Source organism: Lactobacillus kefiranofaciens (assembly GCF_014656585.1).
Classification (GTDB): Bacteria; Bacillota; Bacilli; order Lactobacillales; family Lactobacillaceae; genus Lactobacillus; species Lactobacillus kefiranofaciens.
Genome location: NZ_CP061341.1, coordinates 556,799 through 570,408 on the forward strand (window position 1 = coordinate 556,799; position 13,610 = coordinate 570,408).

At 38.3% G+C, this 13,610-nt stretch carries 16 protein-coding genes and 1 pseudogene; 13 read left to right on the forward strand and 4 right to left on the reverse strand.

Annotation, left to right across the window (positions count from 1 at the left end; all coding sequences use genetic code 11):
• A complete protein-coding gene (locus ICI50_RS02925) occupies positions 1–423 on the reverse strand; it encodes a PAS domain-containing protein (protein ID WP_013853718.1) in 423 nt (140 codons plus the stop codon).
• Between the two features lie 140 nt (positions 424–563).
• Between ICI50_RS02925 and ICI50_RS02930 the strand changes: the two genes are divergently transcribed.
• Positions 564–1,046 (forward strand): Panacea domain-containing protein, encoded by a 483-nt coding sequence (locus tag ICI50_RS02930; protein ID WP_025084153.1) that lies wholly within the window; start codon positions 564–566, stop codon positions 1,044–1,046.
• A gap of 90 nt (positions 1,047–1,136) precedes the next feature.
• Here ICI50_RS02930 and ICI50_RS02935 read toward each other — a convergent pair whose 3' ends face one another.
• From ICI50_RS02935 to ICI50_RS02945, 3 genes are all read right to left on the reverse strand, one after another.
• Positions 1,137–2,039, reverse strand: a complete 903-nt coding sequence (locus ICI50_RS02935) for a peptidylprolyl isomerase PrsA (protein WP_188891913.1) — start codon at positions 2,037–2,039, stop codon at positions 1,137–1,139.
• A gap of 108 nt (positions 2,040–2,147) precedes the next feature.
• Positions 2,148–2,492, reverse strand: coding sequence for a hypothetical protein (locus tag ICI50_RS02940; RefSeq protein WP_013853723.1), 345 nt, complete (start codon positions 2,490–2,492; stop codon positions 2,148–2,150).
• Between the two features lie 10 nt (positions 2,493–2,502).
• Positions 2,503–2,934: an HIT family protein gene (locus tag ICI50_RS02945; RefSeq protein ID WP_056941022.1), complete on the reverse strand. Its 432-nt coding sequence runs from the start codon at positions 2,932–2,934 to the stop codon at positions 2,503–2,505.
• Positions 2,935–3,026: 92 nt separating this feature from the next.
• Here ICI50_RS02945 and ICI50_RS02950 point away from each other — a divergent pair, with 92 nt between their 5' ends.
• The 12 genes and pseudogenes from ICI50_RS02950 (at position 3,027) to ICI50_RS03005 (ending at position 13,522) form a co-directional block, all read left to right on the forward strand.
• Positions 3,027–3,770, forward strand: a complete 744-nt coding sequence (locus ICI50_RS02950) for an ABC transporter ATP-binding protein (RefSeq protein ID WP_054640656.1) — start codon at positions 3,027–3,029, stop codon at positions 3,768–3,770.
• A complete protein-coding gene (locus ICI50_RS02955; RefSeq protein WP_013853726.1) occupies positions 3,763–4,974 on the forward strand; it encodes an ABC transporter permease in 1,212 nt (403 codons plus the stop codon). Before ICI50_RS02950 ends, ICI50_RS02955 begins: the two co-directional genes overlap by 8 nt.
• Positions 4,975–4,984: 10 nt before the next feature.
• Entirely contained in the window at positions 4,985–5,641 is a 657-nt protein-coding gene (gene trmB, locus ICI50_RS02960) for a tRNA (guanosine(46)-N7)-methyltransferase TrmB (protein ID WP_188891915.1), read from the forward strand.
• A gap of 163 nt (positions 5,642–5,804) precedes the next feature.
• Positions 5,805–5,942 carry a hypothetical protein gene (locus tag ICI50_RS02965; protein ID WP_013853728.1) on the forward strand — a complete coding sequence of 46 codons (138 nt, stop codon included), beginning with the start codon at positions 5,805–5,807 and terminating at the stop codon, positions 5,940–5,942.
• 71 nt (positions 5,943–6,013) lie between these two features.
• Positions 6,014–6,334 (forward strand): thioredoxin family protein, encoded by a 321-nt coding sequence (locus ICI50_RS02970; protein WP_013853729.1) that lies wholly within the window; start codon positions 6,014–6,016, stop codon positions 6,332–6,334.
• Between the two features lie 20 nt (positions 6,335–6,354).
• Positions 6,355–7,002 carry a YtpR family tRNA-binding protein gene (ytpR, locus tag ICI50_RS02975; RefSeq protein ID WP_054640653.1) on the forward strand — a complete coding sequence of 216 codons (648 nt, stop codon included), beginning with the start codon at positions 6,355–6,357 and terminating at the stop codon, positions 7,000–7,002.
• A 198-nt stretch (positions 7,003–7,200) separates the two neighbouring features.
• Positions 7,201–8,514 (forward strand): UDP-N-acetylmuramate--L-alanine ligase, encoded by a 1,314-nt coding sequence (gene murC, locus ICI50_RS02980; RefSeq protein WP_013853731.1) that lies wholly within the window; start codon positions 7,201–7,203, stop codon positions 8,512–8,514.
• 179 nt (positions 8,515–8,693) lie between these two features.
• Positions 8,694–9,344 carry an IS607-like element ISLhe9 family transposase gene (locus ICI50_RS02985; protein ID WP_188891917.1) on the forward strand — a complete coding sequence of 217 codons (651 nt, stop codon included), beginning with the start codon at positions 8,694–8,696 and terminating at the stop codon, positions 9,342–9,344.
• On the forward strand, positions 9,298–10,860 hold the full coding sequence (locus ICI50_RS02990) for an RNA-guided endonuclease TnpB family protein (protein WP_244964963.1): 1,563 nt from the start codon (positions 9,298–9,300) through the stop codon (positions 10,858–10,860). The genes ICI50_RS02985 and ICI50_RS02990 overlap by 47 nt, the downstream gene beginning before the upstream one ends.
• A 360-nt stretch (positions 10,861–11,220) precedes the next feature.
• Positions 11,221–12,198, forward strand: coding sequence for a class III bacteriocin (locus tag ICI50_RS02995; RefSeq protein ID WP_013853733.1), 978 nt, complete (start codon positions 11,221–11,223; stop codon positions 12,196–12,198).
• A gap of 122 nt (positions 12,199–12,320) precedes the next feature.
• A pseudogene (locus ICI50_RS03000) lies at positions 12,321–12,628 on the forward strand (type II toxin-antitoxin system RelB/DinJ family antitoxin).
• Between the two features lie 15 nt (positions 12,629–12,643).
• On the forward strand, positions 12,644–13,522 hold the full coding sequence (locus tag ICI50_RS03005; RefSeq protein ID WP_013853735.1) for an SPFH domain-containing protein: 879 nt from the start codon (positions 12,644–12,646) through the stop codon (positions 13,520–13,522).
• Positions 13,523–13,610 lie beyond the last annotated feature (88 nt).

The following is a 13,610-nucleotide window of genomic DNA, read 5'->3' on the forward strand; positions in this document are numbered from 1 at the left end:
TTATTTCTTATGGATCATATTTAAAAAGTTGCGCCATTTACTGCCGCTCACTTGATAGTCTTGCACGGGCTGAGTAACTTCTACGCAGCCAAGGTACTTGCCATTATCATCATGCAAGCTATAAAAAGAAATGTTGAGAGGCTGTCCATCTTTATGGATGTTGATGGAGATTGAGTTGCGTTTGCCTTCGTGCATCTGCTTTAAAACGGCCTTAACGCGGCCTTGAGAATGTCCCGGATGAACTTCGAAGACAGTTTTGCCAATATCTTTTTCAGTGCGAGGGAAAATGCGGTGCTTGTTCATTGAAGACCAGACAACGATATCGTGGTCGTCTAGTACGTCGAATTCTTGTGGAATAGTGGTAAAAATTGCGTTGAGCTCATCTAGGGAAAGATGGCCACCTGTTAGTTTAATGTCAGTCATAATTAAGTCTTCTTTCTATACTTTAATTTTAGCATTAAAGCGTTTACTTTGACTGTTATTAAATAATTGAGGTTATTTGGTTTTGCTTAGTAAAATAAGTAGTTACAATTATGTAAGAAAGATTAAGTAAGGGATTTTCTATGAAGGCACTACAGGTAGTAAATTGGATGAGGGTAAAAAATTACGCTCAACTAAAAGATTCCGACGAAAAATATGTTAATGTAGAACCTTTAACTCAAATGAGAGCGATGAAATTACTTTACTATATGCAGGCTGCAAGTTTGGTTCTTCGCAATGAATCGTTATTTGATGAGCCGATATTAGCTTGGAAGATGGGTCCTATCGTCAAATCTGTGTATAACAAATATAATGGCCAGTGGTCCATTGTTGAAGAGGGTAGTATTACAGATGCAGATCGTGCAGATTATAATTTGGTACAAAAAGGTCCTGAGATCAGAGATATTGTAAACACAATTTACGATTATTATGGTCAGAGATCTGCTTCGGATTTGATGGAGCAAACTCATCATGAAAAGCTTTGGCAAGATACTCCAATCAACCAAGTAATTAAAAATGAGGTAATTAAGGATTACTTCAAAAACATTTTTCTAAAGGCTGATTAGTGAGATGACATTAAAGCACCATTTCCCACACCAAACAAAAAATCCAATCCTCAAGCGAGAATTGGATCTTTTTATGCAGTAATATTTTTATTACTTAGTAGTACCAGTTGAAACGTAAGCTGATAATACATCCTTCAAGTCGTTATCCTTGATTGAAACATCAGCACGCTTCAATACAGTTGCAATAACGTCCTTCATGGTTGCTTGGTCTTGAGCCATTGATGCGTAAATTTGGTCATCGATAGCCTTCTTGTGATCAGCAAACTTACCCTTAGCAGGACGGTTGATCATCTTGATTACGTGGTAACCAGATTGTGACTTAACTGGAGTTGAAGTAACTTCACCGTTCTTAAGCTTAAATGCAACGCTCTTGAATGATGAGTCTAAAGTGTTGTCAGTTGAGTCAAATGCAGGCAACATACCAGCCTTGTTCTTAGTAGCAGTGTCAAGTGAGTACTTCTTAGCTAAACTCTTGAAACTCTTGCCATCCTTCAATTGCTTGATGATACTTTCAGCAGTTGACTTCTTAGCAACTAAAATATGTTGTACAGTTACCTTAGGTTGGTAGTTCTTCCAAGCTTGTTGTTCTTGCTTCTTAGAAACCTTCTTAATGTGCTTCAAAGCTTGTTCAGAAAGGAGGTTAGTCTTCAAGTTTTGTTTAAATGCTGAAGCAGTCATACCATTTTGTTGTAAAACAGCACTGAATTGTGAGCCATATTGCTTCTTGTAGTTGTTGTATTGCTTGTCAACTTTCTTAGATGAAACGTATTTGCCATATTGTTGTTCCAAAGCACGATTAATGATCATGTTGGCTAAAGCTGATTTACCAGCTTGAGACTTCTTCATTTCATCGTAATATTGTTGTTGAGTAATCTTGCCACCCTTGTAAGAAGCAACAGTAGCATTGCTGCCGCTATTAGAGCAGGCAGCAGTAGATAATGCAACACCAGCTACAGCAACGACTGTAGCAATTTTCTTCATATAACTCTTCATATAATTAAATCTCCACATCCTTAAATAAGTAACTATTCACTAATATACCATAAAAAAGGCGAAACCGTAGTTAAACACGTAAATATTCACAGAAAAATCAAAATTTCTTTAGGCTTTTTTATTATCTGGCGCTAAATTTTCTAAATCTTGATTCATTTCTTCGCCTTTTTGCTTGAGGCGATCAACAGTTGGCTGAATATGACGAGAATATTTTTCAATATCATCACCCATATCGCTAATAGTACGTTGTGCTTCAGGCATCTGAGCGTTTAACTCTTGACTGGCTTGCTTAGTCTTTTTTAGAGCACGAGCAAAGCTCTGGGTATCATGTTTAAGACCATCGAATTCAACCTTTAGGGGTTTACCGGGACGATTTCCTTTATCATCTTTCATGCAAGAGAAGATCAAGCCGGCAGTGGCTCCCAAAACAGAGCCTAACAGAAAATGCTTCATAAATTACTCCTTAAAATTGTGACTTAATTTTGTCGGCAACTTCATTGTACTTAGCTTCGTCATACTTATCAGCATTATTGCGAGTCATAAGTTTCAGGCCGTCACCTTCAAAACGAGGGATGAAGTGAATGTGTGAATGCATTACTACTTGATTAGCGGCTTTACCGTTATTAGTAGTGATATTCATGGCAGTAACGTTAGGGAAGGCAGCTTTAATTGCGTTGGCAATTTCAGGAATATATTGCAAGTAGCGTTGTGCGTCTTCCTTAGTGTAGTCGAATAAGTTGACGATGTGCTTTTTTGGCACCATCACAGTGTGACCGGGGTTAACTTGTGAGATGTCCAAGAATGCCTTAACATCATCATTTTCGAAGACGGTGTAGCTAGGAATTTCACCGCGAATAATTTTGCAGAATAAACAATCTTTATCTAAATTTTCCATATTATATTACCTCTTGCTTGTTAAACTTTAGTTTCTACATATATCCATGATATTATAAAACATGATAGTTTACTAAAGAAAGAAACGAAAAAATGACATTAAAAATTGAACATTTAACAGGAGGCTATACTGGCGTTCCTGTTATTAAGGATATAAATTTAGAAATCAAGCCAGGCGAGGCCCTTGGTTTAATCGGATTAAACGGGGCAGGTAAGTCTACCACGATCAAGCATATTTTGGGCTTGCTTCGTCCACCAAAAGGCAAGATCACGTTAAACGACGTGGTTTTGACTCAGCAGCCAACTAAGTTTAAGCGCCAAGTTGCCTACATCCCTGAAACACCAATTCTTTATCCAGAGTTGACCTTGAAGGAACACTTGGAATTAACCATGCTCAGCTACCACTTAGATGAAAAGCAGGCTTGGACAAGAGCACATGAACTGCTCAAGATGTTTAGACTTGATGACAAATTAGAGTGGCTGCCAATTCATTTCTCAAAAGGGATGCGGCAGAAGGTAATGATTATCTCCGCATTTTTAGCTGATACGAGTCTGCTGGTAATCGATGAACCATTTACTGGCTTGGATCCATTAGCTGTGGCTAACTTGATTGATCTGATTAAACAAGCGATCTCTAATGGCAAGATGGTGCTGATGACCACGCACGTGTTAGCTGATGCGCAACAGGCGATCTCTAATTACGCGGTGCTTAATCACGGTACGATTGAAGTGATTGGCAGCTTGCAAGAGATTCGCCAGCACTATGGCTTAAAGCCAGATGATCCATTTGACAAGTTATATTTGGCTTTGAATAGAGAGGATCATAGCAATGCGTGAGTTAGCGAAAAAAAGACTGAACGAAAATCTCAAGCAATCAGTTAAATACTTGACGCTGGTTTTCAATGACTTCTTTATTCTGGCTTTGATCTTCTTAGTGGGTGCCTTGATGTTCTGGTATGCACAGGCAATGAAGACGATGCCAAGCAATCTCTGGTTTTATAAGCCGCTGGTTGGCTTGATCATGTGGCTACCGTTATTAACCGGCCGCTTAGTTACCTTATTAAAAGATGCGGACATGCAATTCTTGTTCACGCAAGATGCCAAAATGGAAGAATATTTGAAGCCGATGATCAAATATAGCATGGTGCTGCCAATTATTTTAATCGTGCTTTTAGGCGGGATCTTATTTCCGTTTGCGACGATTAAGGCAGGGATTCCCGTGTGGTCTTATGCTTTGATTGTGATTGGCACAATTTTGTTAAAGGGATGCATGCTTTTAATTGAAAAAGAAAACTTGTATTTCTATTACAATTCACCTAATTGGCTAAGTCTAGTTATTACTTTGGCAGTATTACTGATTGGCTGTCTTGGCTCTTATATTTATCCAATCGAAGCTGTGGTTCTGATGATAATTGCTCATTTAGGGACTAAAAAAGAAAAGGGCATTTTCGACTGGCGCTATGCAATTAAAGCTGAACAAGCCAGAAAGGACCGCGTATATTCTGTCTTCAGCATGTTCACCGATGTGGCTGAAAAGCAGGTAAATATTAAACGTAGAAAGTATTTAGACTTCCTCTTACCTAAGTCAATTGCTAAGGAAAATCCAAACTTGTTCTTGTACAGAAGATCGCTTTTGCGTAACCCTGAATACTTGAACTTATTGGTAAGAATGACCGTCTTTGCCATTTTGATTTCATGGCTAGTGCAAGATTGGAAATGGGCACTGGGCTTGTCTGCCTTAGTAATTTTTCTTACGGTATATCAATTATTGCCGATGGCAACGGAGTTTGACCGCAACTTCATGTATCGCGTTTATCCAATCGAGCGGCAAAATCGTGGTAAGGATTTGGTCAAAGTATTGACGTTAGGCTTGTTTATCCAGTGGCTATTGATCAGTATCTTCTGGTTAGTTGTGTTGCCAATCAACATTAATTTGTTTGAGGCAATGGCCATTTTGTTGGTCTTCACTGTGCTGGTCATTGCTGCATATTTGCCAAGCAAAGTTAAAAAGATGAATCAAAAGAATTTTGGAATTAGATAGGGAATAGAGAATGAGATTAAGAAATAAACCTTGGGCCGTAAAGTTAGTTAATGATCATCCAGAAAGCGTCTTGCAAAATCCAGATCCAGAAAAGAAGATCGATTGGACCGAGCGTTTTGGCAATGATCATCCGATTGAAATTGAAGTAGGTTCTGGCAAGGGACATTTCATTACGACCTTGGCTAAGCAAAATCCGGACAAGAATTATGTGGCCTTAGAATTGCAAACAACGGCCGCAGGGATTATCTTGCGCACGAAGTTAGAAGAAGGTTTGGATAATTTGCAGATCCTGCGTGGGGATGCCGCTGATATCGACTGCTTTTTTGATAAAAATACGACAGATGTCATTTACTTGAACTTCAGTGATCCGTGGCCAAAGACTCGTCATGAAAAGCGCCGCTTGACTTACAAGAGCTTCTTAGCTAAGTATGAGCAAGTGCTCAAGCCAGATGGCCATATTGAGTTTAAGACGGACAATTCGGGCTTGTTTGCATATTCGGTGCAAAGTATGAATAATTACGGGATGCATTTTGATTTTGTCTCAGTGGACTTGCACCATGAAAAGGCGGAGATTGTTGAAAAGAATATCGAAACTGAATATGAGCATAAGTTTGCGGCTAAGGGCAATCCGATTTATGCGTTGCATGCTAGTTTTGATGAAAAATAATATTGTGAAGAATAAAAAGAAGTATTTCTATCTTGTGTTTAGAGCATTGGAAAGAAATACTTTTTTTCATATTTTCTGAGTTATAAAATATGAAATTAGATGTTCAAATAAGTATAATATAAAAGGAAAATTATTAATAAATATCATGGATGAGGTAATTGTTATGGATAACATACCAACATCAGTAGATTGGGCAAATTTAATTGCTGAATTACCTGAAGAAAAAGTAGATATTGATAAGAACGGTCATTATGATCCTGCTAAGTCACCTAATTTTCATGATTGGATGGTTAATGGCTAAACTGAAATTATTGCGAAAGCAAATTGATTTTTATATAATACTTATAAATAGTAAGCAAGTGAGGTAACAACATGGAAAAAATTAAAGAATTAACCGAAGATAAATTGCAAGAAATCATCAAGTCAGGTCACGTGGTATTGGAATTCTCCGCTACTTGGTGCCCGGACTGCCGCTTTCTTGATCCATTCTTGCCAGAAATTGAAAAAGATTTTTCTGATGCCAAATTCTACCAAATCGACCGTGATGGCTCAGTTGACGTGGCAAAAAAATTAATGATTATGGGAATTCCTTCATTTGTTGTCTACCAAGATGGCAAAGAAATTGGTAGACTAGTAAATAAGGACCGTAAAACTAAAGATGAAGTAGAAAACTTTTTACGATCACTTGACTAATAGAGGAGATTTAAAAAAGCATGATTACTAGTACTAATAAAGAAGCTTATCCTAACACTTTGATCGTTATCTTGGGTCACGACGAAGGCCGTAGCTCATTTGAAGAAAAAGACGATGTAACCCGCGTTACTAATGACGAAGGCAAGACTATTGGCTTCAACTTCTTCAACGTTGACAAGTTTATGGACTACGACAAGTTGCCAAATGGCCCAGTTAAGTTGTCAGATGATGAACTTGCTGCCCTTAACAAGAAGTTAGCTGAAGCCGGCTTTGACGATAAATTCGCATACGGCAAGCCAACTCTTGTTTACGGCTACGTTAAGACCTGTGAAAAGCACCCAGATTCAGATCACTTACATGTAACCACTGTTCAAGTGGGCGATGATGAAGAACACCAAATCGTTTGTGGTGCTCCTAACATCGCTCAAGGTCAAAAAGTTGTTGTTGCCCTTCCTGGTACCTTGATGCCAAGTGGTGAACAAATTTGGCCAGGTCAATTGCGCGGCGTTGATTCATACGGCATGATTTGTTCAGCTCGTGAATTAGGTTTGCCACACGCACCACAAAAGCGTGGTATCATGGTTGTTCCAGACAGCTTCGAAGTTGGTGCAGAATTCGAACCAACCAAGTGCGATGAATTAATTGCTAGTGGTAAGATTACTTTATAATTTAATTTTGATAAAAGGGCGCTGAGAATATCTGCGCGCGTAAAACGGTTGAATGCAAAGATAAAAGAGATAATAGTCGTAATTACTGAAAGTCGAAAATATGCCAACTTTTTTGCTAAATAAACCTTCAAGAAAAATGGTAAAAAAATGGTAAAATAGTTAACGAATAAATCCGTTAAAAATTCGAGGGAATAATAAATGTTAGATAAAAACAAACAAATTTGGTTTATTGGTATTAAGGGTACTGGTATGGCATCCCTAGCACTCTTACTTCATGACTTGGGTTACAATGTTGCCGGCAGTGACATTGAGAAGTACACTTTCACTCAAGTTCCACTTGAAAAAGCCGGCATTGAAGTGAAGAACTTTGATCCGAATAACATCAAGAGCAACGATGAACAAGTCATCGTTAAGGGTAACGCCTTCAAGGAAGATAACCCAGAAGTTAAGGCTTGTCTTGATAAGGACGTTAAGTGGCAATCTTACCCAGATACTGTTGAAGAAGTTGTGCAAAGTCATACTTCAATCGGTGTTTCTGGTACCCACGGCAAGACCTCAACTACTAGTCTGTTATCACACGTTTTGGGCGAAGTCGCTCCAACTTCATATTTAATTGGTGATGGCCGTGGCAAAGGTGTTGCAGGCTCACGTTTCTTTGTTTACGAGGCTGATGAATACCGTCGTCACTTTTTGGCATACCACCCAGATTACCAAATCATGACCAACATCGACTTCGATCACCCAGACTATTTCAAGGATCAGGCCGACTACACCAGCGCATTCCAATCAGCTGCTGACCAAACCAAGAAGGCACTCTTTGTTTGGGGCGATGACAAACGTTTGCAAAGTTTGAAGACTGATATTCCTAAGTACACTTACGGCTTCAGCGACAGCGATGACTTCCAAGCTACTGATATTAAGAAGTCAACTACTGGTTCCAAGTTCCACGTTTTAGCTCACGGCAAGGACTTGGGTGAATTTGAGATTCACTTATTTGGTGATCACTCAATTTTGAACTCGACTGCCGTAATTGCTGTTGCCTACACCGAAAAGGTGCCAATGGAAGACATCAAGAAGGGCTTACCGTCATTTATGGGTGCTAAGCGTAGATTTAGTGAAAAAGACTTCGGCGACATTGCTGTGATCGACGACTATGCACACCACCCAACTGAAATGCGTGCTACTATTCAAGCTGCCCGTCAAAAGTTTCCAGACAAGAAGTTGGTTGTTGTTTTCCAACCACACACATTCTCCAGAACCAAGAAGTACCAAAAGGACTTTGAAGAAATCTTAAGCGACGTCGACAAGGCTTATGTTACTCCAATTTATGCTTCAGCACGTGAAGCTAACGGCGACATTTCTAGTGAGGATTTGGTTAAAAATATTCCTGGTTCAGAAGTGATCGATTTAGACAACATTGCTGACTTGACCAAGAATAAGAATTCCGTCATCGTCTTCATGGGTGCCGGCGACATACCTAAGTACGAGGATGCTTTTGAAAAGTTGCTGTAGTTAATTGGACTAAGGTCCTATTTGCAAATTGCAAATAGGACTTTTTTTGCGTCTCTGGTTTATAATTTGATTATGGGGTTATCAGCAGTTAACAAAATAAATACTAAAAAGTGATAAAATCTGTTAATTTATGACAATAAGTGATATAATCTCCTTAACGAAAGTTGAGGAGTTTTTTTATGGCATCCAATAAACAATTACCCAAGTATTTATCTATCGGACAAGCTTCTAAATATTTAAATATTGCAATTCCTACTCTAAGGCTGTGGGAAAGAAAAGGAATTATTAAGCCAATCAGAACTGCTGGAAATCAAAGAAGATATACCCCGCAAATGCTGGATGATGCACTAGCAGGGAAAAAGCCTGCCAAGCCAGTATCCAAAGATAAATTGATAATTGGCTATTGTCGTGTCTCTTCTGCCGGACAAAAAAATAATTTAAAGCGTCAAATAGCAGTAGTTACTAATTTCTGTGAAATGCAAGGCAAGCCGTTTAAAATTATTTCTGATATTGGTTCAGGGCTTAATTATCACAAAAAAGGCTTAAAAGAGCTGATTCATCTGATCTGCACCCAGCAATGCAGTCAAGTAGTAGTCAATTATCAGGATCGTTTAGTTAGATTTGGTTTTGAATTAATTGAAGACATATGCCAAGAAAACGATGTTGAAATAACAGTTATTAATCAAACCAAAGCCGAAAGCTCTAATGAAGAGCTAGTAGACGATGTGCTTTCAGTTATTTCTGTTTATTCTGCTAAGCTTTATGGAAAGAGAAGCCATCATAATGAAAAGATCATCAAAACCAATCAAGAGCTATTCAAAGACCGTTAGAGCATACTCGCTTAAGCTTGATGAAGATACTTATACTAAATTAGATCAGCTTTTTATAAATTATGGCAAATGTCGCAATATGTTTCTAAATCAATATTGTGGCATCAGTCATATGCTTGATGTTAAGCAGTATCGCAAATTACGTGATCAAATTAAAGGCTCTAAGCAAAACAAAAAGTATGTAGCCAAATACAATTTCTTAGATAAACATTGGTGTTACGCATTAAGCGATGCTTGTGCCAACATCAATTCGATGTGGAGTAATTTAGCTAACCAAATTCGTAGAGTCGTGCAAGCAAATGAGGCAATAGATAAAGATGAAAGACACTTGATCTACTATCTGCTTTCCATTAGAGAGTTGTGGTATTATGCCTTAACCAACAATCAAGCAGTACTTTTAGATTTGTCTCACGGATTGCAAAAGCACCTAGCAGAATTAGAAGAAGCTGTTACGCCTAAACAAAGAAAACATGCTTATTCATATTTAAGCAGATTAACTAGACGCTATAAATATACTCCTCGAAAGCATCATAGCTTAAATAAATCTATGACTTATGATGAAAGCATGTACAAGTTTACCGGCGATCAGCTAGAAGAGCTTGCCATTTCATCGCATGTATCAAGAAAGAGATTTAGTTTAAAGCTGACAAGTCCATGGCATTATCGTTTAAATGGCAATTTACAAATTATCTTAGATCGCGATAAAAAGCGGATTGAAATTCATAAGGTAATTAAAGTTAGACAAAAGAAAGAATATCAAGCAGGCACTAAACTCGGTATTGATAAAGGGCTTGCCACGCTGGTTTCTTGCAGTAGTGGTCGTGAATATGGCAAAGGTTTTAGCCAGTTTACTAGACCTGAAATTGAACAGGAAAGCCAATACTTAGCTAGACGCAATCCTTATTACGGTTATCGCTATCAATTAAAGAAAAAGCTTAATCAGCTAAAAAACGCCAATATACCTAAACAAATTATCAAGAAAAAGCAATTAACTAGGCAATTAAACAAGTTGAACGCTAATAATATTGGTCATAAGCGCAAAGATAAGCGCCACGCATCTTATCATGCTTGTCTTGAAAGCAAAATTAACCATGCAATTAAAACAATGATTAAGCTGGAAACACCAAGTTTGATTGTTAAAGAAGATTTGACCTTTACTAAGGAAAAAATAGCTAAGAAAGGCAGTAAATATGAACGCCAAGTTAGACGCAATCTTTCCTCATGGACTAAAGGAGTATTAAATGAACGTTTAGAGTATTATTGCCAGCAATATGGCATTGACTTTAAAGACGTTAACCCAGCCTACACTTCCCAATATTGTCCAAATTGCGGACGGCACTTTATCGTAAGATTTGGCAAGCACAATGAAAAGACCTTATGTCCTAATTGTGGAGAAATGGACTGTAATATCGCTGCATCAAAGAATATCCTAGCAAGAGCCACAGATAAAGAAATTACGCTTTATACGCCATATAAAAAAGTAAAAGCAATTCTTGATCAAAGAATTGCCAGTTAAGAAGAATTATTAAATAAGTCGACTGCCACAAAGCGAAAGGCGGAATGCCTCTCCTTTTATCAGCTAAGCTGAGGACATGTCGCAAAGGACTTTAAGTCCATTCTTAGAGCTAGGGAATGTTCCTAGGCTAAAGAAAAACAAGAATCGAAGAACCTTCATGTGGGGCAGATCAAAGCCAGTCCCTATTAATAGGGTAATAGAAATATTAACCGCGCCGCGTTCAACCGTACCCACAGAGCTTAACGCTTAAAAAAATCGCTCTAGCAAAAGCTAGAGTGAGTGAGACATGATAAAAGCTATTAGGAATATTAGTTTTTATTAGGTTTTATAATTCGGTTTGAATAGAAAGAAGATATCAAAATGGTAAAGAACATTACGCCTGACTTAGTATATCGTTTAAATGGGATGCACAATGTTGTTGCTCAAGTTGGTGCAGTTATGGATAAACACGTTTTTGCTTTGCAGCTGCTGCACAGTGCACACGATGTTTTAGTTTATAGAAAACATGAGGGTTTAACTAAAAATATTGATTATACAGAACCACATTTAGTAATGACGGGCTTTGGTCATACGCAAACTTGGATTCCTGCTAACGATAAAGATGAATATTTTGTTGGGGCTAAGCCGAACTCAGGCAACTGGACGACGCAAATTGCAAGGGTAAAGTATCCTAAATTATTGTCCGAAAACTACACTTCAAATACGCAATTGCCACGTTTGTCCCATTTAAATCATGCAACTGATGTGCCTTATGATGGGCACAACCACTTGCACCGGGTTGAGGCCTGCGTTTCACCAAATGGTAAATACTTTATGATTGCAGCTATTTGGAATGATGATTCTGGTCACTTTGCTTTGTATGATCTGAACGAAGTTAACCAAAAATTAGATGAAAATGGTACTAAGAATACGCCAATCACCGATTTGCACTGCTTAAGTGCATTTCATATTGATAATTTTGATCATCCAAGCGTTGCACCGAACCAAGAAGAGGATCAAGTAATTGATTCAGTTCAAGGCTATGCAATTGACAATGACAAGAATATTTATATTTCTAACCAATTGTCACCAGAGATTAACCACACAACTGGTGAGGTAACGACCTGGAAGCGCAAGATTGTTAAGTTCCCATGGGGCGAAACTAATAGCAACAACTGGGATGTCTCTATGATTGATGGCATTGATTTACCAGATCGCTACAGCGAAGTAGAAAGCATCCAAGTTAATGCCCCAGATGATATTTATTTGACGGTTGCCTACCACCAAAAGTACATTAAGAATGGTGAATTCAGTTTAAGAACTTTGGAAAATCAAGTTTTCCATATTAGTGATTTGTAGAATTAGATGAGCAGATTGCCGAAAGGTGATCTCTTTTTATTTTAAAAATATTTTGCAAAAATATATACAAACGATATGCATATGATATATAATATCCATAAATTCAGAAGGGAGTGATTGAGATGGCAGAGAAGACAACAGGCCTGTATGTCAGAATGAATCCTGAGAAGAAGGAAAAGGCAGAAGCAATTTTGAAGCAATTAGGCTTGAATTCTGCGACTGCGATTAACATGTTTTATGATCAAATTATTTTACATAATGGTATTCCTTTTAGAGTTGAAATTCCAAATGCGTGGGATAATTTGGATCATATGAATAAGTATGAATATGCTAAGCTCCTGGATGAACGGCTTAATACGCTCACCGGAAGGGAAGATCTATTGGGGGGGATGTCGCTAGGCGACTCAATGCTGATAAGAAAGACAATTAGTTTGAGGTAATAATTATGGTTACGAAAGTTTTACTAGGTGTAATTATTGTTTTAATCATTGCTTACATTTGTTGTGGTTTTAGAATCGTGCCGCAGAACAATGAAGGTTTAGTTGAAACCTTAGGGAAGTATTCTAAGACTGTGAAGGCTGGTTTTATCTTTATTTGGCCATTATTCCAGAGAATTCGCAAGGTGCCGCTTGCTTTGCAGCCACTGGAGATTTCTAAGTATTCAATTATTACCAAGGATAATGCGGAGATTACGACTTCCTTGACGTTGAACTACTTGGTAACCGATTCATACCGCTACTTCTACAACAACACTGATTCAGTTGAATCGATGGTGCAATTAATCCGGGGTCACTTGCGTGATATTATCGGTCGAATGGATTTGAACTCTGCTTTAGGTTCTACTAAAGAAATCAACGATCAATTATTCGTAGCTACCGGCGATTTGACTGATATCTACGGCATCAAGGTGGTCCGGGTGAACGTCGATGAATTGTTGCCAAGTCCTGAGATTCAACGGGCCATGGACAAGCAATTAACGGCCGATCGTGAAAAGACTGCCTCAATTGCCAAGGCCGAAGGTGAAGCTAGAACAATTGAAATGACCACTAAGGCTAAAAATGATGCCTTGGTTGCTACGGCTAAGGCTAATGCTGAAGCCGTTAAGACACAGGCTGATGCTGATGCTTACCGTGTCCAAAAGATGCAGGATGCTTTGTCTAAGGCTGGTGAAGGCTACTTTAGAAATCAAAGTTTGGATAGTTTCAACCAGTTGGCCCAAGGGCCTAACAATTTGATTGTTGTAGGCAAAGATGAAATGACCGATCTGGGTAAGGTTCCAGCTTTAAAGAAGGTCTGGGATGCCAGTGGTAAAAACGAAGAATAATTTAGAATAAAGAAGCACATCTGTGCTTTTTTATTTTGTCTAAAAACATCAGGCTGAAAGAATAGCACTAAAACTGGTAAAATGGATA

What these genes read in the sequence shown, in the direction of transcription:
- ICI50_RS02965 (WP_013853728.1), top strand. Translation starts at nt 5,805, where the DNA reads ATGGATAACATACCAACATCAGTAGATTGGGCAAATTTAATTGCTGAA.
- ICI50_RS02925 (WP_013853718.1), bottom strand. Translation starts at nt 423, where the DNA reads ATGACTGACATTAAACTAACAGGTGGCCATCTTTCCCTAGATGAGCTC.
- ICI50_RS02935 (WP_188891913.1), bottom strand. Translation starts at nt 2,039, where the DNA reads ATGAAGAGTTATATGAAGAAAATTGCTACAGTCGTTGCTGTAGCTGGT.
- ICI50_RS03005 (WP_013853735.1), top strand. Translation starts at nt 12,644, where the DNA reads ATGGTTACGAAAGTTTTACTAGGTGTAATTATTGTTTTAATCATTGCT.
- ICI50_RS02940 (WP_013853723.1), bottom strand. Translation starts at nt 2,492, where the DNA reads ATGAAGCATTTTCTGTTAGGCTCTGTTTTGGGAGCCACTGCCGGCTTG.
- ICI50_RS02955 (WP_013853726.1), top strand. Translation starts at nt 3,763, where the DNA reads ATGCGTGAGTTAGCGAAAAAAAGACTGAACGAAAATCTCAAGCAATCA.
- murC (WP_013853731.1), top strand. Translation starts at nt 7,201, where the DNA reads ATGTTAGATAAAAACAAACAAATTTGGTTTATTGGTATTAAGGGTACT.
- ICI50_RS02990 (WP_244964963.1), top strand. Translation starts at nt 9,298, where the DNA reads ATGAAAAGATCATCAAAACCAATCAAGAGCTATTCAAAGACCGTTAGA.
- ICI50_RS02950 (WP_054640656.1), top strand. Translation starts at nt 3,027, where the DNA reads ATGACATTAAAAATTGAACATTTAACAGGAGGCTATACTGGCGTTCCT.
- ICI50_RS02995 (WP_013853733.1), top strand. Translation starts at nt 11,221, where the DNA reads ATGGTAAAGAACATTACGCCTGACTTAGTATATCGTTTAAATGGGATG.
- ICI50_RS02985 (WP_188891917.1), top strand. Translation starts at nt 8,694, where the DNA reads ATGGCATCCAATAAACAATTACCCAAGTATTTATCTATCGGACAAGCT.
- ytpR (WP_054640653.1), top strand. Translation starts at nt 6,355, where the DNA reads ATGATTACTAGTACTAATAAAGAAGCTTATCCTAACACTTTGATCGTT.
- ICI50_RS02970 (WP_013853729.1), top strand. Translation starts at nt 6,014, where the DNA reads ATGGAAAAAATTAAAGAATTAACCGAAGATAAATTGCAAGAAATCATC.
- trmB (WP_188891915.1), top strand. Translation starts at nt 4,985, where the DNA reads ATGAGATTAAGAAATAAACCTTGGGCCGTAAAGTTAGTTAATGATCAT.
- ICI50_RS02930 (WP_025084153.1), top strand. Translation starts at nt 564, where the DNA reads ATGAAGGCACTACAGGTAGTAAATTGGATGAGGGTAAAAAATTACGCT.
- ICI50_RS02945 (WP_056941022.1), bottom strand. Translation starts at nt 2,934, where the DNA reads ATGGAAAATTTAGATAAAGATTGTTTATTCTGCAAAATTATTCGCGGT.